Source organism: Aliirhizobium wenxiniae (genome assembly GCF_014201355.1).
GTDB classification, from domain to species: Bacteria; Pseudomonadota; Alphaproteobacteria; order Rhizobiales; family Rhizobiaceae; genus Neorhizobium; species Neorhizobium wenxiniae.
Genome location: NZ_JACHEG010000001.1, coordinates 18273 through 41432 on the forward strand (window position 1 = coordinate 18273; position 23160 = coordinate 41432).

22 protein-coding genes are annotated in these 23160 nt (G+C 58.3%); 10 read left to right on the forward strand and 12 right to left on the reverse strand.

What is annotated here, in order from left to right; all coding sequences use genetic code 11:
• The first annotated feature begins 78 nt into the window (after window positions 1-78).
• A complete protein-coding gene (locus HNQ72_RS00170; RefSeq protein ID WP_183989043.1) occupies window positions 79-783 on the forward strand; it encodes an SDR family oxidoreductase in 705 nt (234 codons plus the stop codon).
• A 21-nt stretch (window positions 784-804) separates the two neighbouring features.
• On the opposite strand, the gene msrQ is transcribed toward HNQ72_RS00170, so the two are convergent.
• On the reverse strand, window positions 805-1458 hold the full coding sequence (msrQ, locus tag HNQ72_RS00175) for a protein-methionine-sulfoxide reductase heme-binding subunit MsrQ (protein ID WP_183989044.1): 654 nt from the start codon (window positions 1456-1458) through the stop codon (window positions 805-807).
• Window positions 1459-1460: 2 nt separating this feature from the next.
• Complete coding sequence (msrP, locus tag HNQ72_RS00180) at window positions 1461-2405, reverse strand: protein-methionine-sulfoxide reductase catalytic subunit MsrP (RefSeq protein WP_183989045.1); 945 nt, start codon at window positions 2403-2405, stop codon at window positions 1461-1463.
• Window positions 2406-2598: 193 nt separating this feature from the next.
• On the opposite strand from msrP, the gene HNQ72_RS00185 reads away from it, so the two are divergent.
• Both HNQ72_RS00185 and ilvD read left to right on the forward strand, forming a co-directional pair.
• Window positions 2599-3012, forward strand: coding sequence for a DUF4112 domain-containing protein (locus HNQ72_RS00185; RefSeq protein ID WP_183989046.1), 414 nt, complete (start codon window positions 2599-2601; stop codon window positions 3010-3012).
• 167 nt (window positions 3013-3179) lie between these two features.
• Window positions 3180-5015: a dihydroxy-acid dehydratase gene (gene ilvD, locus HNQ72_RS00190; protein ID WP_183989047.1), complete on the forward strand. Its 1836-nt coding sequence runs from the start codon at window positions 3180-3182 to the stop codon at window positions 5013-5015.
• 75 nt (window positions 5016-5090) lie between these two features.
• Here ilvD and HNQ72_RS00195 read toward each other — a convergent pair whose 3' ends face one another.
• From HNQ72_RS00195 to HNQ72_RS00205, 3 genes are all read right to left on the reverse strand, one after another.
• Window positions 5091-6017, reverse strand: a complete 927-nt coding sequence (locus tag HNQ72_RS00195; protein WP_183989048.1) for a bestrophin family protein — start codon at window positions 6015-6017, stop codon at window positions 5091-5093.
• 251 nt (window positions 6018-6268) lie between these two features.
• On the reverse strand, window positions 6269-6622 hold the full coding sequence (locus HNQ72_RS00200; RefSeq protein WP_373289336.1) for a lysozyme inhibitor LprI family protein: 354 nt from the start codon (window positions 6620-6622) through the stop codon (window positions 6269-6271).
• 33 nt (window positions 6623-6655) lie between these two features.
• On the reverse strand, window positions 6656-7030 hold the full coding sequence (locus HNQ72_RS00205; RefSeq protein WP_183989049.1) for a YkvA family protein: 375 nt from the start codon (window positions 7028-7030) through the stop codon (window positions 6656-6658).
• 126 nt (window positions 7031-7156) lie between these two features.
• On the opposite strand from HNQ72_RS00205, the gene HNQ72_RS00210 reads away from it, so the two are divergent.
• Both HNQ72_RS00210 and HNQ72_RS00215 read left to right on the forward strand, forming a co-directional pair.
• Window positions 7157-8560: a DegQ family serine endoprotease gene (locus tag HNQ72_RS00210; protein ID WP_183989050.1), complete on the forward strand. Its 1404-nt coding sequence runs from the start codon at window positions 7157-7159 to the stop codon at window positions 8558-8560.
• Window positions 8557-9873: a replication-associated recombination protein A gene (locus tag HNQ72_RS00215; protein WP_183989051.1), complete on the forward strand. Its 1317-nt coding sequence runs from the start codon at window positions 8557-8559 to the stop codon at window positions 9871-9873. The genes HNQ72_RS00210 and HNQ72_RS00215 overlap by 4 nt, the downstream gene beginning before the upstream one ends.
• Window positions 9874-9882: 9 nt before the next feature.
• On the opposite strand, the gene HNQ72_RS00220 is transcribed toward HNQ72_RS00215, so the two are convergent.
• The 5 genes from HNQ72_RS00220 to HNQ72_RS00240 all read right to left on the reverse strand — a co-directional run bounded on the left by HNQ72_RS00220 (window position 9883) and on the right by HNQ72_RS00240 (window position 13895).
• Window positions 9883-10701, reverse strand: a complete 819-nt coding sequence (locus HNQ72_RS00220) for an alpha/beta hydrolase (protein ID WP_210319476.1) — start codon at window positions 10699-10701, stop codon at window positions 9883-9885.
• Between the two features lie 151 nt (window positions 10702-10852).
• Window positions 10853-11155, reverse strand: coding sequence for a DUF1883 domain-containing protein (locus HNQ72_RS00225; RefSeq protein ID WP_183989052.1), 303 nt, complete (start codon window positions 11153-11155; stop codon window positions 10853-10855).
• Window positions 11156-11401: 246 nt separating this feature from the next.
• Complete coding sequence (locus HNQ72_RS00230; protein WP_183989053.1) at window positions 11402-12403, reverse strand: ketopantoate reductase family protein; 1002 nt, start codon at window positions 12401-12403, stop codon at window positions 11402-11404.
• 102 nt (window positions 12404-12505) lie between these two features.
• Window positions 12506-12721: a hypothetical protein gene (locus HNQ72_RS00235; protein ID WP_183989054.1), complete on the reverse strand. Its 216-nt coding sequence runs from the start codon at window positions 12719-12721 to the stop codon at window positions 12506-12508.
• A gap of 79 nt (window positions 12722-12800) precedes the next feature.
• Window positions 12801-13895, reverse strand: a complete 1095-nt coding sequence (locus HNQ72_RS00240; RefSeq protein WP_183989055.1) for an acyltransferase family protein — start codon at window positions 13893-13895, stop codon at window positions 12801-12803.
• A gap of 368 nt (window positions 13896-14263) precedes the next feature.
• On the opposite strand from HNQ72_RS00240, the gene HNQ72_RS00245 reads away from it, so the two are divergent.
• Complete coding sequence (locus HNQ72_RS00245) at window positions 14264-14899, forward strand: outer membrane protein (RefSeq protein ID WP_183989056.1); 636 nt, start codon at window positions 14264-14266, stop codon at window positions 14897-14899.
• Window positions 14900-15382: 483 nt separating this feature from the next.
• Window positions 15383-17371, forward strand: coding sequence for a methyl-accepting chemotaxis protein (locus HNQ72_RS00250; RefSeq protein ID WP_183991175.1), 1989 nt, complete (start codon window positions 15383-15385; stop codon window positions 17369-17371).
• Window positions 17372-17452: 81 nt separating this feature from the next.
• Here HNQ72_RS00250 and HNQ72_RS00255 read toward each other — a convergent pair whose 3' ends face one another.
• Together HNQ72_RS00255 and HNQ72_RS00260 are read right to left on the reverse strand one after the other, a co-directional pair.
• Window positions 17453-17635, reverse strand: coding sequence for a DUF1508 domain-containing protein (locus tag HNQ72_RS00255; protein ID WP_148145266.1), 183 nt, complete (start codon window positions 17633-17635; stop codon window positions 17453-17455).
• 130 nt (window positions 17636-17765) lie between these two features.
• On the reverse strand, window positions 17766-19151 hold the full coding sequence (locus tag HNQ72_RS00260) for a peptidoglycan L,D-endopeptidase MepK (protein WP_244654252.1): 1386 nt from the start codon (window positions 19149-19151) through the stop codon (window positions 17766-17768).
• Window positions 19152-19519: 368 nt separating this feature from the next.
• Between HNQ72_RS00260 and HNQ72_RS00265 the strand changes: the two genes are divergently transcribed.
• The 3 genes from HNQ72_RS00265 to HNQ72_RS00275 all read left to right on the forward strand — a co-directional run bounded on the left by HNQ72_RS00265 (window position 19520) and on the right by HNQ72_RS00275 (window position 23110).
• Entirely contained in the window at window positions 19520-21139 is a 1620-nt protein-coding gene (locus HNQ72_RS00265; protein WP_244654253.1) for an alpha/beta hydrolase, read from the forward strand.
• Window positions 21140-21430: 291 nt separating this feature from the next.
• Window positions 21431-22522 (forward strand): glycerol dehydrogenase, encoded by a 1092-nt coding sequence (locus HNQ72_RS00270; RefSeq protein WP_183989058.1) that lies wholly within the window; start codon window positions 21431-21433, stop codon window positions 22520-22522.
• Window positions 22523-22753: 231 nt separating this feature from the next.
• On the forward strand, window positions 22754-23110 hold the full coding sequence (locus HNQ72_RS00275; protein ID WP_183989059.1) for an endonuclease domain-containing protein: 357 nt from the start codon (window positions 22754-22756) through the stop codon (window positions 23108-23110).
• Window positions 23111-23160 lie beyond the last annotated feature (50 nt).

The window sequence follows — 23160 nt, forward strand, 5'->3', positions numbered from 1 at the left end:
AAGCAAGAAACCGCGCTGGCGTTCTGCGCGTAGCAGCGTTACCCATTGTCATCCAATAGTATCGAAAGGCTTGAAGAGATGTCGGAAGCAAAGGTAGCGATCGTAACGGCGGGCGGCAGCGGCATGGGCGCGGCCTCGGCAAGAAAACTTGCGGCAGACGGTTTCAAGGTAGCGATCCTGTCGTCTTCCGGCAAGGGCGAGGCGCTGGCGCAGGAACTCGGCGGCATCGGCATCACCGGCTCCAATCAGTCTAATGACGACCTCAAGCGGCTTATCGATACGGTCATGGATAGCTGGGGCCGCATCGATGTCCTGGTCAATAGCGCCGGCCATGGACCGCGTGCGCAAATCATCGAGATCACCGATGAGCAGTGGCATACGGGCCTCGACGTCTATCTGATGAACGTCATCCGACCGGTGCGCCTGGTGGCACCCATCATGCAGGCACAAAAATCCGGCAGCATCGTCAATATCTCCACCGCTTGGGCCTTCGAGCCGTCGTCCATGTTCCCGACCTCGGCCGTCTTCCGTGCCGGACTTGCCTCCTACACCAAGATCTTCGCCGATACCTATGCCGCCGATAACGTGCGGATGAACAACGTCCTGCCGGGATGGATCGACAGTCTGCCGGCCACCGAGGAACGGCGCGAAGGGGTGCCAATGAAACGCTACGGCACGAGCGAGGAAATTGCCGCGACCGTCGCTTTCCTGGCCTCCGAAGGCGCGGGCTACATTACCGGCCAGAACCTCAAGGTTGACGGTGGTTTGACCCGCTCCGTGTGAGTTTGTAACCTTTCGGTGATGTCAGCGGGCAAGCTGTGCCGGCTGGCGTCGCCCACGCTTCCAGTTGAGGAGCGGCCGCCGGATGAGGCGGTAGGCGACCAGAATGCCTATCAGCGCGATATGGGCGAATGGTCCGGACGTCACCGATTTGACCGCGAGCACATAATGGATCGCCCCGCCGATCGCGATCAGGTAGATCAGCTTGTGCAGCCGTATCCAGCCTTGTCCCATCTTCCTGATCGACCAGTTGTTGGATGTCACCGCAAGGGGAATAAGGCAAAGCAGTGCTGCAAACCCGATGGTGATATAGGGCCGCCTTGCTATATCGCCGCCGACCGCCGCAAAATTGAGCTGGAGATCGAGCAGTAGATAGACGGAAAAATGCATCAGTACGTAATAGAAGGCGAGCAGCCCGAGCGCCCGTCTATAACGCACCCAATTGATGCCGAAGAGGTCGCGCAATGGCGTGATCGCAAGCGTCGCGATGATCAGGCGCAAGGCCCATATGCCAATAAGGTGTTCGAATTCCTTGACCGGATTAAAGCCAAGCCCGCCCGTCGCCGCCTGATAGAAATACCAAGCGGCCGGACAGAGGCCGATCACGTAAAGCGCCCAGATGCTGGCCGCATGATATTTACGGGGCAGGGCAGGGATGGCGGCGGAAATCGAGGCCATTTTCAGTAATTCGCCTTGAGGTCCATGCCGGAGTAAAGGCTCGCCACTTCGTTCGCGTAGCCGTTGAACGGCAGCGTATCGACACGTTTCGTTCCGAAAAATCCGCCTTCACCGATCCGCTGTTCTGTCGCCTGGCTCCAGCGCGGATGGTCCACCGCCGGGTTGACGTTGGAGTAGAAGCCGTATTCCCGCGCGTTGGAATTCTTCCATGTGGTCTGCGGCTGTTCTTCCACGAGCTTGATCTTGACGATCGACTTGATGCTTTTGAAACCGTATTTCCACGGCACGACAAGCCGGATCGGCGCGCCGTTCTGGTTCGGCAGCGTTTCGCCATAGAGGCCGACTGCAAGAATGGTCAGCGGATGACGCGCCTCGTCCATCCGCAAGCCCTCGATATAGGGCCAGGGCAGGGGCTGGAAGAGGCCGCCCTGACCCGGCATTTCTTCCGGCCGCACCACCGTTTCGAAAGCCACATATTTTGCGCTGCCGAGCGGCTCGACCTGATCGAGAATGGCCGAAAGGGGGAAACCGATCCAAGGGATCACCATCGACCACCCCTCGACGCAGCGCATCCGGTAGGTCCTGTCCTCAAGCTTCATCTTCAGGATTTCATCAAGCCCGAATTCCTTCGGCTTGCCGACCATGCCCTCGACTTTCACCGACCATGGGGTCGGCTTGAAAGCACCCGAATTCTGTGAGGGATCTTCCTTGTTGACCCCGAATTCGTAGAAATTGTTATAGGTCGTCACCGCTTCCTTGGGCGTCAGCTTTTCATTGAGCTTGTAGGGGCCGGGTGCGGCGCTCAATGGCGCAGCCCACGCTTCGCCACCCGCTGCCAGACCGAACCCGGCGGCTGCTGCGGCGCCGATGAAGCTGCGGCGGGAGAGATAGATATCTTTCGGCGTGATCTCCGATGGCGAGATATGCGGCGGACGATAGGCGGGCATGGGATGTCTCCTCGGGCGCGATGCCGTTCCTTTGAACTATACGTAATCCCAAACCACTCGGTTTCACAGATGCCGGGTTTTTCGCCGGAACCACGTTTGCGTGAGAAAAACCACATATTCTCCGCCAGGCCATCTTGGAACCGACACCCGCGATTCTCATTTGTAGCTGTGAATGAAGACGGAGAATTGCCGGATGGCGACGAAGACCTGGGATACCGTCAGCGAGCGGTTCGTCAAGGACGATCTGGATCACGTCGAAAAACTGCGGCGCCTAAGGCGGCTGCACGGTATTGCGCGGCTGATGGACACGGCGATCCGTATTCCCGGTACCGGAATCCGTTTCGGCGCCGATTCCGTCTTCGGCCTCATTCCCGTCATCGGTGATGCGGGTGGTGCGTTGGTCGGTCTCTATCTCATCAACGAGGCGCGCCGCATGGGCGTGCCGTCGGCAAAACTCGTCCAGATGCTCGGCAATCTCGGTGTGGATGCCTTCGTCGGCAGCGTGCCGGTTGCGGGTGACTTGTTCGACCTTTTCTTCAAGTCGCATCGCCGAAATCTCGATATCATTCTCGATCATTTCGACTTGCGCCGCGAGGATCTTCGATAGGGCGGGGATTGGTATGGATGAGAACCGTACCGTACCGTACTGATTTGCCGATAACCGGCAGTGACAGTGATCAGCAGTTGGTTTAGGACATTTTTCAAAAATACGGCCTTTTGTGTCTCTGCCGAGGAGCGGGTAGACTATTGGCCTGATCGAGCGAGGAAAGACCTATGCCTGTTTATCGTTCCAGAACCACCACTCACGGCCGCAATATGGCCGGCGCACGCGGCCTTTGGCGCGCCACCGGCATGAAGGACGGCGATTTCGGCAAGCCGATCATTGCAGTGGTCAACTCTTTCACCCAGTTCGTGCCGGGCCACGTGCATCTGAAGGATCTTGGCCAGCTGGTTGCCCGCGAAATCGAGGCTGCCGGCGGCGTCGCCAAGGAATTCAACACGATCGCCGTGGATGACGGTATCGCCATGGGCCATGACGGCATGCTTTATTCGCTGCCGTCGCGCGAGATCATCGCCGACTCGGTTGAATACATGGTCAACGCCCACTGCGCCGATGCCATGGTCTGCATCTCCAATTGCGACAAGATCACACCCGGCATGCTCAATGCCGCGATGCGCCTCAATATCCCGGCTGTCTTCGTTTCCGGTGGCCCGATGGAAGCCGGCAAGGCGACCCTGCATGGCAAGAAGGTCGCGCTGGATCTCGTCGATGCCATGGTTGCCGCAGCCGATGAGAGCTATACGGACGAGGAAGTCGAGACCATCGAACGCTCCGCCTGTCCCACCTGTGGCTCCTGCTCCGGCATGTTCACCGCCAATTCGATGAACTGCCTGACCGAGGCTTTGGGCCTGTCTCTGCCCGGCAACGGCTCGACGCTCGCCACGCATTCGGATCGCAAGCGCCTCTTCGTCGAGGCCGGCCACCTGATCGTCGATCTTGCCCGTCGTTATTATGAGCAGGACGATACGAGTGTCCTGCCACGCAATATCGCCACCAAGCAGGCTTTTGAAAACGCCATGTCGCTCGACATCGCCATGGGCGGATCGACCAATACCGTGCTGCATATCCTGGCCGCAGCCTATGAAGGCGGCGTCGAATTCGGCATGGAGGATATCGATGCACTGTCGCGCAAAGTTCCGTGCCTGTCCAAGGTCGCGCCTGCCAAGCAGGATGTTCACATGGAAGATGTCCACCGCGCCGGCGGTATCATGCGCATCCTCGGTGAACTCGATCGTGGCGGTCTGATCAACCGTGATTGCTTCACGGTGCATGAGGCGACGCTCGGTGACGCCATCGATCGCTGGGATATCACCCGCACCAATTCCGAGACCGTCCGCGAGTTCTTCAAGGCGGCACCCGGCGGCGTTCCGACCCAGGTTGCCTTCTCGCAGTCTTCGCGTTGGGACGAACTCGACACGGATTCCGAGAAGGGTGTTATCCGCTCGGTCGAAAAGCCGTTCTCCAAAGATGGCGGTTTGGCCGTGCTCTACGGCAATATTGCTCTCGATGGCTGCATCGTGAAGACCGCCGGCGTCGATGAGTCGATCCTGAAGTTCTCCGGCCCGGCCCGCGTGTTCGAAAGCCAGGACGCCTCCGTCAAGGCTATCCTCTCCAACGAGGTCAAGGCAGGCGATGTCGTCGTCATTCGCTACGAAGGCCCCAAGGGCGGTCCGGGCATGCAGGAAATGCTCTACCCAACTAGTTATCTGAAGTCGAAGGGCCTCGGTAAGGCCTGCGCGCTGATCACCGACGGCCGCTTCTCCGGCGGCACCTCAGGTCTCTCCATCGGCCACGCCTCGCCGGAAGCAGCACAGGGCGGCGCCATCGGCCTCGTGCAGGAAGGTGACCTGATCGAGATCGATATCCCCAACCGGACGATCAACCTCAAGGTCACCGACGCCGAACTTTCCGCTCGCCGTCACGAGCAGGACGCACTCGGCTGGAAGCCGGCCGCTCCCCGCAAGCGCAATGTCACGACGGCGCTGAAGGCCTACGCCGCCTTCGCAGCCTCCGCCGATAAGGGCGCGGTACGAATCCTGCCTGAGTGAGTGCTGCAAGTTCTTGATGCCAACGAAAAAGGCCGGCGCATGCGCCGGCCTTTTTCGTTTTGTCTGAGATAGAGATCACAGCAGAATGTGATCCACCGGCTTGGGCATCGGAGGCAGGTCTGTATCTCCCAGCATGCTGCGCAGGTCGATTTCGATCACGGTTGAGATGGCGGCAATCGGCAGGTCGTTTGGCAATGTCCCGAACGGCTCTTCCAGCTCATCGCCAAGCGCATCGAGCCCGAAGAACGTATAGGCGACGAGACCGGCGGCAAGCGGTGTTGCAGGCCCGAGCACATCGGCGAAACCGAACGGCACCATGAAGCAGAACATATGCGCCGTGCGATGGATGAGCAGGGTGTATCCGAACGGAACCGGCGTCGTCCTCAGCCTTTCGCAGGCGGCCAATGAGCCGCTGAGACGCGTCAGTGTCCGGTCGAAGAGCGAGAATTCGACGTCGCTCAGCATGCCGTTTCGCTGCAGCTCGATCAGCTGGCGGCCGATAAGGTCGACGATATGGACGGGCGGATGCCTGGAGGCCTTGATGGCGTCGGACATCCCCTTCGGCAAGAGGCGTACCGCACTGTTGTTCGGACAGTCGCCACCGCGCAGGAATTTTACCAGTTCGTCGGCAAGTACGACAGTCAGAAGCAGGATAAGTCGCCGTGCCTGACCTGCCTCTGCGCTGCGGGCCTCGAAAAGCTCCGTCTGCCGCGCAAGGTCGCGGCTCGCCGCCAGCAGTTCTCCCCAGTTCTTGCGCGCTTCCCACCAGCGCTCATAGCAGGCGCTGTTACGGAACGAGAGGAAGATCGATAGCGCGATGCCGATCAGCGTGAACGGCGCGCCGGCAACCGACGGGACGAATTGCGGTGCTAGGCGATGCGCGATGACGATGATCGCCGACATGGCGACGACGACGAGCATCTGGGGAAAAATCCGCTGGATGACAGAGCCGCGGTAGATGAAGAAGAGCTGCCCGAGCGTGGGGCGTTCACGAATGATCATGCTGAAATGCCGAATTGGCCGACGCTAATTGTCGACGACGGGAGGGGTGTTTCCGGACGCGGCCGGACCCGGTCATCCGCCGCCTTGAGACACCCGCGCTCCCGTCCGCTCCTTGGGAATCTCGTCCGCGACCAGACGACGCAGCAAGATTAGTCGATTGTCGGTTGCACCGCACCGGTCAAGCTTGGACATGCGGCGGAAAGCCGCACGGCTTAACTTGATCGGATTGCGACAGATCATTGCATGCCGAATTAAAGCGGTCGGCTGAGGCCTTCAAAGGCTTGCGTGAGCTGCTTCATGCGCTCGTCATAGGCGGTCGTCAGGCAGGCAACGTCCCCGCCGCAGGCCTGACGCTTCTTCAGCCAGGCGCTTTGTTCGTCGCGAAGCGCATCGCGTGTTCCCATGGCAAGCAGGCTGGTCAGGATATCGAAAGTCGTGACCATCCTCACGTCGGCGTCGTTGAGCGTGCGGGTATCGCAGATCGCCTTTTCATCGGCAGCAAGATCGGTCCGTTCGCAGTCGAAACTCGCAGCAGCTGCGGGAATGGGAAAAGTGGGGGCGATGAGGAAGCTCATTACGCCCAAAACAGCCAGTCTCGATTTCATCGTCCATGCTCCTGATCTTGCACTGGAGACCGGTCAGAAGAACTCCGTCAGGCTCCAGACCATGAAGATGATGCAGGCAAGCCATATGGCAAGGATGAAGGCGAGACCCGACCGACTGACGGGACGGCCCGATCGTTGTTCGGCCACCAGACGGAACTCGGACATCAGCTCCTGCGGCACAAGCCGGATGGCGATCAGGATGCCGACCGGCACCAGGATGAGATCGTCGAGATAACCGAGAACGGGAATGAAATCGGGGATGAGATCGACGGGAGACAGCGCATAGGCTGCCACCGCTCCGGCCACCAGCTTGGCGCTCAGCGGTACGCGCGGGTCACGGGCGGCAAGCCACAGGGCGACGATATCGCGCTTGATGGTCTTTGCCCATGCTTTTGCCTTTTTCAGCATCTTCTTATCCCGTTTAAGGCCGCTGCTCCATAGACGAACGAATGTCCGTTTTGTCTGGCACGGTCACCTTTATTTTCCAGCCTCCGGCGCTAAAACTCGATCCGGAAATTCGCAAAGAGGAATCATATGCCCAACCTGCTCAAGCGTCTCTCGGTCGGTCTTCTCGTCCTGGCCGTGGTTTGTCCCGTAACCGCCTATGCGCAGGAAAGCAAAGCGGTTCCCCAGAGCCGTCAGGAGATGCAGCTCTCCTTCGCGCCGCTCGTCAAGCAGACGGCCGGTGCCGTGGTCAATGTCTATGCGGAACGTCTCGTTCAGCGCCCGAACATGATGACCGGCGACCCCTTTTTCGATCAGTTCTTCGGCCAGCGCATGCCGAACAGATCGGAAAAGCAATCCTCCCTCGGCTCCGGCGTGATCCTCTCGCACAACGGCCTCGTGGTGACCAACAATCATGTTATTCAGGGGGCCGACGACATCAAGATCGCGCTCGCCGACGGCCGCGAGTTCCCTTGCGAGCTGGTGCTCAAGGATGAGAGCGTCGATCTCGCGGTTCTTCGTATCAAGAGCAAGGAAAATTTCCCTGTGCTCGCGCTCGCCGATTCGGATCGTACCGAGGTCGGCGATCTGGTTCTGGCGATCGGCAACCCGTTCGGTGTCGGCCAGACCGTCACCAGCGGCATCGTTTCGGCGCTCGCCCGCAATCAGGTTTCGAGCGGTGATTTCGGCTTCTTCATCCAAACGGACGCATCCATCAATCCGGGCAATTCCGGCGGTGCGCTGATGAACATGAATGGCGAACTGATCGGCATCAATACGGCGATCTTCTCTCGTGGCGGCGGCTCCAACGGCGTCGGCTTCGCAATCCCCGCCAATCTCGTGAAAGCCTTTCTGGTTGCTGCCGAAGAGGGCAAGACAACGTTCGAGCGGCCCTATGTCGGTGCGACCTTCGATGCCGTCACGTCCGATGTCGCCGAAGCACTTGGCCTGAAAGCCGCTCGCGGCGCACTGGTGGTTCGCACCGCCGAAGGTGGCCCGGCGGATAAGGCTGGCCTCAAGCCGGGCGAAGTGATCACTGCCGTCAATGGTATTGCGGTCGAGCATCCCGATGCCCTCGGTTACCGTCTGACCACCGCCGGTCTCGGCAAGCAGGCAGATCTGACGGTACAGACGAGCGACGGTCAGCGGCAGATGACGCTGGTGCTGAACACCGCCCCGGAAACCACACCGCGTGATGAGCGCCTGATGGAGGGCCGCAACCCGTTCTCCGGCCTGCATGTCGCGAACCTGTCGCCCAAGCTTGCAACCGAACTGCACCTGTCGACCGAAAAGACCGGCGTCGTCGTGACCGATGTCACCCGCGGATCGCCCTCTGCGCGTCTCGGTTTCCAGCCGAACGACATCATCGTTTCGATCAACGGCAGCACGGTCAATACCACCAAGACGCTCGAAGACATGCTGGATGCAGACCCGAGCTTCTGGCGCGTCGAAATCGAACGTGGCGGCCAGCGCATCCGGCAATTCTTCCGATGAGCAACGACCTGTTCTCTCCCCGTATTCCAGATGATGTCGCCGGCCGGAGACCGATGGCCGACAGGTTGCGCCCGACCTCGCTCAGCGAGGTCACCGGCCAGTCACATCTGACGGGAGAGGATGGTGCGCTGCGCCGCATGATCGAATCCGGCACACTCGGCTCGATGATCTTCTGGGGGCCGCCAGGAACGGGAAAAACGACAGTTGCCCGGCTCCTGTCCGGCGAAACGGGCCTTGCCTTTGAACAAATCTCGGCGATCTTCTCGGGCGTCGCCGACTTGAAGAAGGTCTTCGAGACGGCCCGCTTGCGCCGGATGGATGGGCGGCAGACGCTACTCTTCGTCGACGAGATCCATCGTTTCAACCGTGCCCAGCAGGATAGTTTCCTGCCGGTCATGGAGGATGGCACCGTGATCCTCGTCGGCGCGACGACCGAAAATCCAAGTTTCGAACTGAATGCCGCTCTTCTTTCACGCGCCCGCGTCCTGACATTCAAGGCGCATGACGAGGAGAGCCTAGCGGAACTTCTCAAGCGTGCCGAAGACGTGGAGAAAAAACCGCTGCCGCTCGATGACGAGGCGCGGGCAACACTCATCCGTATGGCGGATGGCGACGGCCGTGCAGTTTTGACGCTGGCAGAAGAAGTCTGGCGCGCCGCAAGGGCAGGGGAAGTATTCGATGCAGCCGGTCTGACCGAGATCGTCCAGCGCCGCGCTCCGGTCTATGACAAGGGGCAGGATGGTCATTACAACCTGATCTCGGCCCTCCACAAAGCCGTCCGCGGGTCCGATCCGGACGCAGCACTTTATTATCTCGCCCGCATGTTCGATGCCGGTGAGGATCCGCTCTATCTCGGTCGACGCCTTGTCCGGATGGCGATCGAGGATATCGGCCTTGCAGATCCGCAGGCATTGGTGATCTGCAACGCTGCCAAGGATGCCTACGACTATCTCGGTTCGCCGGAGGGCGAACTGGCGCTTGCGAATGCCTGCGTCTATCTCGCAACCGCTCCGAAATCCAATGCCGTCTATACCGCCTTCAGCTCGGCAATGCGGGCTGCCAAGGAAAACGGCTCTCTCCTGCCGCCGAAACACATTCTCAACGCACCGACCAAGCTGATGAAGCAGGAAGGCTACAGTCAGGGATATCGCTACGACCACGATGAACCAGACGCCTTTTCCGGCCAGAACTATTTTCCCGAAAAGATGGGACGCCAGACCTTTTACGATCCGGTGGAGCGTGGTTTCGAGCGTGAGATCCGGAAACGGCTGGAGTGGTGGTCGAAACTGCGCAAGGAGCGCGGCGAGCCCTGATGTCTTGGCCTAGAGATGCCGTTCTATCCATTGCTCCGCGAGGCTCGCCCAGGACGCATGCGTGCCGGACTTGTCTCTGAGCGCGAAACCGTGAGGAGCCGTCCCGAAGATATGGGCATCCACCTCACGCTTGGCCTGTCGGGCCGATCGGATCAGGTTGAGCACGTGATCCACCGGCACCGATTGATCATGCAACGCATAGGCAAGAAATAGCGGTATATTTGGCATTCCGTGCGGTATCGCCGCTATACCGATCGGCCAGTCATCGTAAAAGGCCTGTTTTTCGGCCGGAGGATAGTCCGGTTTTCCCGCAGGCGATTTGTAATCCCGGTGATTGGCGTTCACCGGTGCATAGGCGATGATCGCACCTTTTGCTGCAAGCGGATGATTTTGGCAGGCCATCACGCCAGCAAGGTGCCCTCCTGACGAAAGGCCGACATGGAAAAGCGGCAGATGCGGGCTGTTGTTATGCAGATAATCGAGGCAGGAAAGCGAGTCGGTTAGTGCGATATCCTTGGGATGCAGACCTTCCTCGGCTTGGGAGCCAGGCAGGCGATGCGTCACGACGTAGGCGTCGATAGAAAGCGAATTCAGCCAGAGCGCGACCTCGACGCCTTCCTTGTCATGCATCAGCTTCAGATATCCGCCGCCGGGATAGATCAGTGCCTGTGCTTTTGGCTTCGTAACTTTAAAGACATGTAGTTCCAGCCGCCGGACAATCTCATAACTCCGGTCAGGCCACGAGCCGCTCAGCTGGTTAGCCGCCTCGTTTGAGAGGGGAATAACGGTTCCATCCATGCTGGTCTCGATATGTTGCAATTCCGCCAAAGCTGTATCCTCCCATGCAGCATGCTCATCACGACCTGGTGAAGAGCAGGCCGCATGGTGTTCACAGAACGCATGACGATCAAGATGATGAGATTACGCATCTTGACGCATCATGCGCCCAAGCGTCCGTATGATTTGATCACGAAACCTACTATTGTGGGCTTTGCATCGCTGGAGCGGGGATAAGTTTGACAGAAGATTCCGCCAATCCATGGTGGCCTTCAGTATCGACGATCAAGTGCCAGTGCCCATTTTCTGGAATGACCAGTCGAACCGGCGACTTGCGCGCTACGCCGCCGGCATATTTGAAATCGAGTCGTTCTGTAAATCGCTGATAGTTCGCCGCATTCATGAGGCGAATATTGTTTACCGCGCTCAATGTCACCTCGATCGCGGTGCCCGCGCGCTGTGATTTGAGATCGTAATGGGTGAAACGGAAATTTGGCCCCGTCATGTAAGTCTCTTTGCTACCCCGTCCAGGTTTGCGCAATTTTAGCGGCTGTCGGGTTAAGGATTGGTGGAACCTAACCCTTGCTGATGGGTTATATTGGTGAATGGCGAAGCTGAGAGTGAGCGATGCAGTTGCCAGAGGAATAAAGCCGGTGGTGCCCGTCCCCTGTGCCGCCCGACAACAATAAAAATGAGACATATAATTAGAGCCTCGCCGCGTCCCCTCGGCGAGGTTTTCTTTTGCGCTGAGTTATCTCCGGTTTTCGACATCGAGCTGTTGAGCGAGTGTCAATATTGTGTCGCAGATTGGTGTGGGGACATTCGTGAGCTTTCCAAGTTCGACCACCATCCCGTTGAGCGGAATGATTTCCAGCGCCTTGCCGGCAATCAGATCCTGAAGCATGGACGTCTTGACTGGGCCAAACCCGTTGGCGCTGGCAAACTGTTCGTCTGCGGATCGTTGGAACCGGCAGCCGAGCGCGATACCGACCGCCTGCACCTCGTTCATGATCTTGCGAACCATCTGCGCCAATTCTGGATTGGCCATCAGGTCGACCATAAGTGCCCGCGTCAACGCGCTGATCGGATTGAACGCGGCATTGCCCCGAAGCTTGGCCCAGATCTCGTCGCGGATGCGAGCAGTCGGTCGGATGTCGAGACCCGCCTGGCCGAGCAAGTCAGCAACTGCCTGCAGGTCAGCGGAGAGCTTGCCGTTTGGTTCTCCGAGGAAGAAATGGCCCTTGCCGTTGAGCTTCGTACGGCCGGGCTGGATCACTTCGGCGCCTTGGTAGGCCACGCAACCAATGACGCGCTTGGGATCGATCAGCGTCCACAATTTGCCGTCCGGATCAAGTTGCGGCAATTGTCGTTCTGCGAATCCGCTTGTCTCATCCTGATGGAAGTACCACCACGGTATACCGTTGAGGATCATCATCACCCGCGTTTGGGGGTGAAGCAGAGATGCGATGCCGTCGGCTGCTGCTGAAAGCTGATGCCCCTTCAGGCCGGTGATCACGAGATCCTGCGGTGGAAGGCTCGAAGGATCGTCAGTTGCTGTAACTCGTGCTGAAATCGCAGGAAAAGCCTCGTTGTCATATATGACACTCAAGCCCTGCTCTCGAATTGCGGCGAGTTGTGCCCCTCGGGCAATGACGGAAACTTCCACCTTCCCTTGAAGGGCATGCGCGATATTTGCCGCAAACGCTCCTCCAAGTGCTCCTGCGCCATAAATGCAAATTGTCTTTATGCTCATCGTCCCTCGCTGCATTCCAATTGTCTGAGGCAGCGTAGAGCAGCGAGGGCCGCAAGGCGAAGGAGTTTTTGTAATAATTCAATTTCTGCGTAGCGCCGCAGGTCAGTGAGGTCGAAGTATTGGCAGGAGCTCGTTTCGCCTCAACTCGTCTATCGCGACCACAGCTTCGTCGAGAGGCCATCCCGCGTTGAGTGCAGCGGAAAGCATCTTGAGCTCCGCCTCCTGCTCAAGGGCCAGAAACAGCGGCTCAAGAGCCTCCTGGACCGTGAGAACATGGTCTTTCGGCGAGGCGACGGATTGGCGTGCGTCGTTCGGCATGGATGCAGTTCTCCTCTCTTTTTTGCGCGAATCCCTGTCAATTTCCCGGGAACGGAAAAAGTTCCCGCTGAAACATCTTTTATTTTTGAGCTAGCGCTGGCCGTTGGAGGATTCGCCTCTTGAAGCGTTTCTGTATTGGCTGGTCGAGCCAAATCGTCACACACCATGAAATGACGACGATCAAGGTGACGAGAGCAATGCCGGAAAATGGCATCATTCCCGGGTTGGTGATACCGGGAGCGATCACATGCGCCCAGTCAAGCAATGGAGTATGCAGCACATAGACGGCATAGGAGGCGACCCCGAGAAAATTCGCGACGGATGAGGTTTTAGGGCCGGGCACGATCGCACTTGCCCAGTAAAGTAGTATTGGCCAGACGAAGAAGACGACAAGAAGATCGAAGATCCAGCGCCAGTCCCGTGGTGTCGGGAACGCGAGTACGAGCATCAGTATCCCAAGGCAAAAGAGTGCCTGTACTGGTCGCATCACTGGCATCTTGCGACGGTAGCGATAGATCAGCATCCCCACGGAGAATGAAAAGAAGACGCGAGCCATACCGGCATACATTTCATGCCAGCGGAAACCGGCATGCAGGCGCTCGAATTGCAGCGCGGCGATCACGAGAAGTACGGCGCTTATGGCAACCACTATGCCGACCTGCAAAAGCGTAGCGCGCTCTCCGCGCATGGCATAGACGAAGTTTGCAACAAGTTCGTTGAACAGCGACCATGCCGGGTGGACCAGAAAAAGCGCCGCGTTGAACGAGATGGTGACAGGCGAGGGAAGAAAGAAAAGCCCGGTTGCGAAAGCAAGCAGAAGTTCGCTCGGGATGACATGTTCGTCTGCCATGACCGGAAGGCCTGCGTGATACATATGAATGTAGTAAGCCGTAACCAGCGCCAGGGCGATCGCATAGAGGGGATAAAGTCTCAGGAGCCGCGCCTTCATGAATTGTAGCGGCGAGATGCGAGATTCAGCAAGTGATGCGCCGTAGGCATGGGCAAGCACAAACCCACTCAAAGCGAAGAACAGATCGACCCCCAGATAGCTGGAGGGCAGGGCGTTTCCCAGCAGATCCTCGGCATGACGCTGGATGATGAATATTGCAGCAATGCCCCTCAATCCGTCGAGGAGAATAAAACGGTCTCTGGCTGGTCGTTTCCCTGTTTCCATAATACCCCGGGGTGCCGAATGGCGGACTCGATAGGTTTCCGCACAAGATAGTATCCAACGTTGCGCCGGCCAGATCTTTCGCTGATTTGGCTTTTGAAATTTGTCTGAGCGGACGGTGAATTGCCAGACGAAATGCGGCCCTCAATCCCGCTCGCGATGTCGTGAATGTCCGGAGAAAGCCTTTCTGCTGTGATGCCGGTCGCAGTTAATGGAGTGTTTATAAATTCATGAAATTAGAAGCCAATCGGTGCGGGATCGCACATGCGGCCGGGGGTAGGGCAAATCCGCATGAGTGACCCGAGGCTTAATAGCTGGATGTATCGCCTGCCCATCCACCAGACGCAGGCTGTGTATGGAGTAAATCTATTATGAACAACAAGCCCTTCGCGCTGGCTCTCGCCGCCGTTTTCGTTTCCGGCTCTGTAATGTCGGTATCCGCAGCTGACCTGACCAACTCCTATGAGCCGCCGGCTTACAACGAGCCTTCTGGTCCGTCCTCCGATTGGAGTGGCGCTTACGTTGGTCTGAATGCCGGTACCGCTTCCGACAAGCTGAACCCGTTCTCGAGTTCCTCTGAATTCACGGGCGGCATTCATGGCGGTTACAACACCGAAATCAATGGTGTCGTGGTTGGTGGTGAAGCCGAGCTTTCCCATCTCGGTGATGCGGAAGTTGGTGTGCGCGGCGGTACGCTGAAGGAACGTTACCGCGTTGCAGCCAAGGGTAAGGTCGGTGCGCCGCTCGGCAATACGCTGGTTTACGGTACTGCCGGTGTGGCAATGACCAGCCTGCGTGACAACGGTGCGACCGAAGGCCCGGATGGCTGGAAGCCTGGTTGGCTGGTCGGCGCAGGTGTCGAGCAGAAGATCACCGGCAATCTTTCGGGTCGGGTCGAGTACAACTATACCCAGACCAATGATGTTCGCAGCTTCCGTGCTGGCACGACTTCCGAGAAGGATATCGGCGACCACACGATCAAGGCCGGCGTAAACTACCGGTTCTAAAAATATCGAGCTTCAAGGCTCGTCAATGAAATGACGATGGCGTCGCATACCTTCGGGTCTGCGGCGCCATTTTCGTTTGTCTCGAACGAAGTGTGGTGGGCTACGGATGTCTGCTGCATGAATAGGCGGTGGGCGGCGGCTGAAGCCGATAATCAGGCGATCCGCAGTAATTAGATTTTCTGATTACAGAAATTATACTTGAGTATAGATTCATAAAATTATGTTTTTTCTATTCTAATTATGAAATAACCTCAATAAATCGAACTGTTTTTTGATGTTTATCAATATTTTTCAAGTATTTTCGCCTAGTTATTTTCGATGCATTAATTGATCTGGGTTCTTCTGTCGGCACTGCAGGTGAGCCTGCTTGAGCCGTCGCATGATGCGCGCACCCAATCCTCAGTCATTTCTGTGAAGCTGCTGCACATTCAGTTGCGGTTATGGCGCATTTCCGACCCTGTCGATTTCATAGGTACTATTACGATGTTGAAGCATATACGCATCAGAACCAAGATCCTTCTGTCCATCGGTGTATTGGCGCTTATCTCTCTCTGCGGAGTGTCCTATCTCACTTACAAGTTCGATGAAGCCAGTCTCGCCTATAACGACTTTCTAAACACCGAAGCGAAGGCTGCCCTGTTGTCGGCAAGAGCAAGCTCCGGCGTCAACGGCGCCGCCGTTCGCCTGGGCCGCCTTTTGCTGTTTTCGCCCGATGCGCCGCAATTCGAAACGGCACAGAAGGAATTCAATTCCCTTCTTGATATCGCCGTCGGCCGCATGCAGGAGCTTTCGGTACTTGTTCCGAGCACCAAACAGGCGATGGACAACCTTATGGTCGACATCAGCGGCGTTCGGGAGCTTCTTGCTGATATCGTGAAGCTGCGCAATGACGGGCAGTATCCGGCTGCGGTGGCGCGGATGGGGGCGCTTGAAGGTTTGACCACGCGGATCTCCAAGCAGTTCAACGACAGCAATAGCGCCTTGCAGGCGGTGCAGACCGCCGGCACGGATCGCCTGGCGGCACTCGTGCACAAAACAATCGTTACCAACATGGCCGCTATGGTCATCAGCATCGTTCTCGTTCTTGTGCTTGCTGCATATTTTGTCCAACAAGGAATAACCAAGCCGATGAATGGCCTGCGCGCGCAGATGCAGCAATTGGCGCGCGGAGAGACATCCGGCGAGATTGTCGGTCGCGATCGACGTGACGAGATTGGGGAAATGGCGGCTACAGTCGCGATCTTCCGAGAAAATGCGATTGAGCGTGCTCGTCTGGAAGAACAGACGGAAGCCACCAGGAGCAACGCCGAAAGCGAGAGAGCGCGTCAGGAAATCGAGAAAGCCTCGGAGGCCCGCAACGTCCAGTTCGCGCTTCAGTCGCTGGGCAATGGGTTGAAGCGGCTGGCCGCTGGTGATCTGGTGACAAGTATCGATACGCCGTTTGTGGCTGATCTCGATGTTGTTCGCGAGGATTTCAACGACTCGCTGAGCAAGGTTCGCGAGGCGATGCAATCCGTTGGTTTCAATGCGAAGGCAATTACCGCCAGTGCCAACGAGCTCCTTGCTTCGGCCGACGATATGTCCAGTCGCACGGAGCAGCAGGCTGCTTCTGTCGAAGAGACGGCCGCAGCGCTCGAGGAGATCACCACCACCGTCAAGGACGCGGCAAGCCGTGCCGAAGAAGCCAGCCAGCTTGTTGCCCGTACACGTGCAGGGGCGGAGAAATCCGGCGAGATCGTTCGGGACACAGTGAATGCGATGCATCAGATCGAGCGTTCCTCGTCTGAAATCAGCAACATCATAGGTGTCATAGACGATATCGCCTTCCAGACGAACCTTCTGGCTTTGAATGCCGGGGTCGAGGCCGCACGCGCCGGTGATGCTGGCAAGGGCTTTGCCGTAGTGGCTCAGGAAGTCCGCGAATTGGCCCAGCGTTCAGCCGCCGCAGCCAAGGAAATAAAGACGCTCATCAATACCTCCGGCAGCCATGTCGAACAGGGCGTCAATCTGGTCGGCGAGACAGGCAAGGCACTTGATGCAATCGTGGCCGAAGTCCATGAGATAAATCGGCATGTTCAAGCGATCGCAGAAGCGTCACGCGAACAGTCGCTTGGACTTCAGGAAATCAGTACTGCCGTCAATACGATCGATCAGGGAACACAGCAGAACGCGGCAATGGTTGAACAGTCGACCGCTGCCAGCCATAGTCTTGCGAAGGATGCCGAGGCCTTGATGACGTTGCTTGGCCAGTTCCAGGTCGGTAGCGAAAGTACGCAATCTTTCCGCTCCGCCGAGCGATCTGGTTTCGATCGGCAGGCCGCGCGTGTATCCGCACCGGTGCGCGTCGCCGAGCAGGATGAGCGGCCTCGCTTGTCTCCGGCTCGTTCGCTTGGACGAAAACTCGCTTCCGCATTCGGTGGCGGTTCGGCATCAGCCGCTGCGGTAAAAGAGTCGGAATGGACTGAGTTCTGAGGCTTCTCTAACTAGCCAAATCTGAACGGGCCTTCGAACCTTTGTGGCGAAGGCCCGTAATCATTTTACGGATTGATCACGTCAGGTGGGATTGCACTTCATTCCATTGCGTCGGGCATTGTCGACACAGTCACTCCTGTTGACGTAGCTCTCTGCCGAAGCGCCTACGATGCGGCCATTTGATGCCGTGCGGCGCCAGCGCCACTGGCTGCCACTCTGATAGATTTCCCAAGTATCCCCATTGCTGTCCTTGCAATTCGGCATGTCGTCCTCCCGAGTGTTACAGCGAGAACGCTAGGCGATTCGGCAGGACCGCTCCACGAAGCGGATGCAGCTATTAGGTGTATCTATGTGCGGATCCGGTTGTGCTTGTGGCTGACTTCCGCTGGTTCCGTTAGCCACCGGACCAGAATCGGTCGTGATCGAATTCTTCTGCGATCGAAAGGGGCAACGGTGTTGTGTTCTCCGGTTCTGCCGTCAGGTCCGTCAATGTTCTGCCGATGACGACCGGCGCGGCCATGCCGACATTCTCGGCAGGGGCAGCGAGCGCCCATGACAGAAGCGTGTCTTCGCCATCGAATTCGTCCTCGACATCGAGATCTGGTCCCGAGATCGGCAGCAATGCGATCGAGCCTTCCGGTGCTCGCAGCAATTTCATCCCGTCTGGTGCAGCAAGTGCCGCAAGGGCGCTGAAGGCCGGCGTGCTTCCAGGCGCCGAAGCCGCTACCGGTCTTGCCGCAATGACGGGCGCGAGGCTCGGTGTCGGCGCAAGCGATGCGGTCTGTACGGGATCGATATCGACAGCCTTCGAAGGCCGCAGAATTGGCAATGGTGCGGAGAGAGCTGCAAGATCGGCAAATTCGGGATCGCTCTTGCGGTTCGCTGCCTTGGCGATAGCCGTTGGGCTAGTCTGTTCCGCAAGTGCTTCCGCCGCACGGCTCTTCGGTGTCGGCAGCATCGCGGTCAATAAGCCGCTGCCGCTTCGTTTCGCGCTGCCGGTATCCTCGTCATCATCCGGTGCCGTGCTGGCGATCTGGATCGATTGCGATCCGATGCGACGCTTGTAGTCGGCCACCGCCTGATCATAACCGGGAAGTGGTCGTCCATCTGCCGGCACATGCATCGTCCTGCCGTTTGGAAAAACACCCACCAGTTCCTTGCGCGACATGCGCGGCCAGGCGCGCACACTGCCGACATCGAGATGCACGAAGGGTGAACCGGAGGTCGGGTAAAAGCCGACGCCGCCGACCTGAGCTTGCATGGCAAGCCTGCGCAGCGTCGAGATTTTCACGCCCGGAATGTAGAAATCCATTGCCTTGCCCAGCATGTGCTGGCTTTTCTTGGCAACGCCGGTACTGCGCGAGCGACCGCGCAGCATGTTGTTGGTGGCCGGCGAACGATAGGCTGAAACGACGCGGATGTACTCCGTCGCGCCGCTGCGCTGGTAGACCTCCCAGACGAGATCGAGCAGGCGCGGGTCCATGCGCGTCGATTGGTTGCGACGCCAGTCGCGCAGCAGCCGGTTGGCCTGAGCGAGCCCCTTCTGGTCGAACCGGCCATTGCGTTTGTAGGTAATCTCCGCCCGTTCGCCGGTATGGGTGAAATGAAGTTTCAGCGTCCGGTCTTCGGCAAATGCCATTGCGGCAGTCCCGGCGCATGCCGAGAAGGCGAGAAAGACGGCGCAGGAGGCCTTGGCGATGGTAAGTGCCGTATCTGCGGCGTGGCCCAGAAGCGTGCGGATCGCACTCTTGAAGGGAGCATTCGACAGGGGCTGGAACACGATACAACTCGCTTTACGCCAAGATCACTACGCCGGGACGAACAACGAAAACCCGGCAACGAAGCCGTGATTATGGTCAATGAAATGCTAATAGGAGGTTGACGAAATATTAGCCGTGCCGATCCGACACGCATTCGTGAAGCCACAGGCAGCTTTTGCGCCAATTTTTGGCCGGGCCGGCCTCTCTCTGAGCCTCCGACAAGATGCCGGCAGAGGCTTGTGGATTTTCCAGCTGAAGTCGTGCAGGTTGCACAGATGAGTGGCCGTGGCTCGCTGGATCATGACCTCGAGCGCTATTTGCCTTGATGGGCGACATATGGGGTTTTCGAGCGTTGGGCGGGCGAATATTGCGATTTGTTTTGCGGTTTATGGGATCCCTGAGCGCAACGGGCGTGCTGCTCGCACTTCTCTTTTTTGCGGCCTCCCTCACGCCAAGCCTCATGCCACGGTCGTGGCTCATCCAAGGCGTATTGTCCGGTGCCTGCGCTGCGACCGGTTATGCGTTCGGCGTCTTCATCGGCTGGCTCTGGCGTTATCTGGAACTTCCGTGGTTTTCGAAACAAGCGGCCCCCTTGCGGGCGACCACGCTTCTCTTCGCTATCATCGTATCGGTCGTGTTCCTCTGGCACGCAGTCGAATGGCAGAATTCGATCCGCACGCTCTGGCAGATGCAGCCGCAGCAAAGCGCCGATCCGTTTCGTCTGGCAGGGGTAGCCGTAATCACTTTCGCGGTTCTTTTGGCGCTCGGCTGGCTTTTCCAGCTGGCTGCAAGCCGGTTCTCCCATTGGCTCGACGCGATCATGCCGCGAAAGGTTTCCAACGTTCTCGGCCTGACGCTGGCAATCGCGGTGTTCTGGCTGGTCGGTCAGGGCCTGCTTGTCCGATGGGCGCTCGATGCGACTGACGCCTCGTTCCAGAAGGCCGACGCACTGATCGAACCGGACGAGACGCCGCCGACAAGCCCCGCCATCACCGGTGGGCCGGGATCGCTGGTCGGTTGGGATACGCTCGGCCGGCAGGGCAGGGCATTCGTTTCGACCGGCCCGAAAGCGGAAGCCATCGGTGAATTCTGGCAAAAGCCGGCGCTCGCCCCGATACGCGTCTATGCCGGCTTGAACAGCGCCGAAACGGTCGAGGAACGTGCGTCCCTCGCCTTGCAGGAACTCGAGCGGCAGGGCGGGTTCAAGCGCTCGCTGCTGGTCGTTGTCGTGCCCACCGGTACCGGTTGGGTCGATCCGGCGGCGATGGATACGCTCGAATATCTGCATGATGGCGATGTCGCGAGCGTCGCCCTGCAATATTCCTATCTGTCGAGTTGGCTATCGTTGCTGGTCGAGCCGGAAAACGGGCAGGATGCGGCGCGGGCGCTGTTCCAGGCCGTCTACGACCATTGGAAAACACTGCCGAAGGATCGGCGGCCACGCCTCTATTTGCATGGCCTTAGCCTTGGCGCGCTGAATTCGCAGCTCTCCACTGACATCTATGATGTCGTGGCCGATCCGTTCCAGGGCGCTTTATGGAGCGGCCCGCCATTCCGCAGCGCCAGATGGAATGCGATCACCGCAATGCGCCAGAAGGGCTCTCCCGCCTGGCTGCCGAAATTTCGCGACGGATCGGTCGTGCGTTTCGCAAACCAGCTCGAAACCGCGTCCAACGGCTTTGCGCCCTGGGGGCCGATCCGCATGATCTATCTGCAATATGCGAGTGACCCCGTTACCTTCTTCGATCCGTCCTCATTCTTCCGTGAGCCAGCCTGGCTGAGAGGTGAGCGCGGGCCGGATGTATCGCAAAGTTTCACCTGGATCCCGGTCGTGACCGGCCTGCAGCTGGCGGTCGACATGGCGATCGCCACCAGTTCACCGATGGGCCATGGCCACGTTTATGCGCCGGAACACTATATCGATGCCTGGATTCCGCTGACGGATCCGGCCGTGTCGCCCGATGACGTCGCCCGCCTCAAACAGCATTTCCAGTCGGCCGCCGATTGAGCCACCCTGCCTTTAAGAGGCAGATGTTCCAGATTGGAAACACAGCGTCCATCATATGATGGTCGTTCGGTTGTCCGTGCTCGTCCGCAAACGAGGCGAAACCCCATTTCGTTGTTTTTGCTCGCTTTAATTCCCTTGCCTGCAATGATCTGGCTCAAGGAACTCTTTGTCTGTCGCTGCATGCTGGTCGGTAACGGTTTCGTTGGTTGTGCCCAAAAGCCTTGCCTTGGATGGCCAGCCGGTCGATATCCGCGTGGTAGTTTTTCCATTGATGAACTGGAAGTGACAGACATGACCAAGCGAATTTTTGCCTCCCCCGGCCGTTATATTCAAGGAAGCGGCGTCATTGCCGAACTGGGTGATTATCTTTCCGAAATGGGCACTAAGGCCCTGCTGGTTTCCGACGATATCGTCTGGGGCCTGATCGGCACGAAGGTCGAATCCGCCATCTCCGGCAAGATCGAATTCGCCCGCGAAAAATTCAGCGGTGAAGCCTCCACCAACGAGATCAACCGTCTCGTCGAAGTGGCAAAAAAGAACGGTTCCAACCTCGTCGTCGGCATCGGCGGCGGCAAGACGCTCGATACGGTCAAGGCCGTGGCCGACGAGCTGAAGACCCCCGTCATTATCGTGCCGACAATTGCCTCGACAGATGCGCCCTGCAGCGCGCTCTCGGTCATCTATTCCGATGACGGCGTCTTCGAGAAATACCGCTTCTATGCCAAGAACCCGGATCTGGTTCTCGTCGACACCTGGATCTGCGCCCAGGCGCCTGTCCGCCTCTTCGCGTCGGGCATTGCCGATGGTCTCGCCACTTACGTCGAGGCACTCGCCGTCCAGCGCTCCAATTCGAAAACCATGGTCGGCGGCTCCGCCACCATCGCCGGCATGGCGATTGCCGAAGCCTGCGAAAAGACGCTGCTCACCTACGGCATCAGCGCCTATCAAGCCGTTGAAAAGAAGCTGGTAACGCCGGCCGTCGAAGCGGTCGTCGAAGCGGCTACGCTTCTCTCCGGCCTCGGTTTCGAAAACGGCGGTCTCGCAGCCGCCCACGCCATCCATAACGGTTTCACCGCACTGCATGGCGATATCCACCACCTGACCCACGGCGAAAAGGTCGCTTACGGCACGCTCGCCCACATGATCCTCGAACAGCGCGAAGACGACGAGATCGCCGGTTACATCGACTTCTACCGCTCGATCAAAATGCCGGTAACGCTGGCCGAACTGCATCTGGAAGGCGTTTCCCGCGAAGACCTGATCAAGGTAGGCCAGCTCGCCAACAGCAAGGATGACACGTTGCAGAACCTGCGCAGCGATTTCACGGCCGAAGAAGTGGCTGACGCGATCTTCGCGGTGGATGCGCTGGCGAAGGTTGTTTGATTGGCTTTTTCTCTCCCCTTGCGGGAGAGAACGGAATTTCAGCGTCTTAGCTTCAGCTAAGTGCTAGAAATTCCAAGAGAGGGGTGGCGGTTCGGGCTCAGGCCCCTCTCCTGAAAAATCTGGCACTTAGCCCATAGGGCTAAGTGCCAGATTTTTCTTCCTCCCCCGCATGGGGGGAGGATGGTGCTTTCCGCAGCGTTGTGCCTAAATCGCCCTCAACGGAGGGTTTCCATGCATCGCAACGTTCCCGATCAACATCGGCAATATGCAAAGGCGATGCGGGCGGATTCGACCCGCGCCGAAAACCTGCTCTGGCAACAACTACGCCGCAGCCAGATCGAAGGCTTCAAGTTCAAGCGCCAGGTGCCGCTCGACGGCTACATCCTCGATTTCATCTGTTTCGAAGCGCGAATGATCATCGAGGTCGATGGCAGCCAGCATGCCGAGAGCGCATCCGACAAAATCCGAGACGCGCATTTTAGCACCCACGGTTTCCGTATCCTGCGCTTCTGGAATGCCGAGGTGGAAGACAGTCTCGACAGCGTGGTTCTCGCGATCCGTGCAGAGTTGCTGAACCGGGGAGAGTGAGGCGCATTCTTCCTTTCCCCTTGCGGGAGAGGATACGAAATCATGATCTT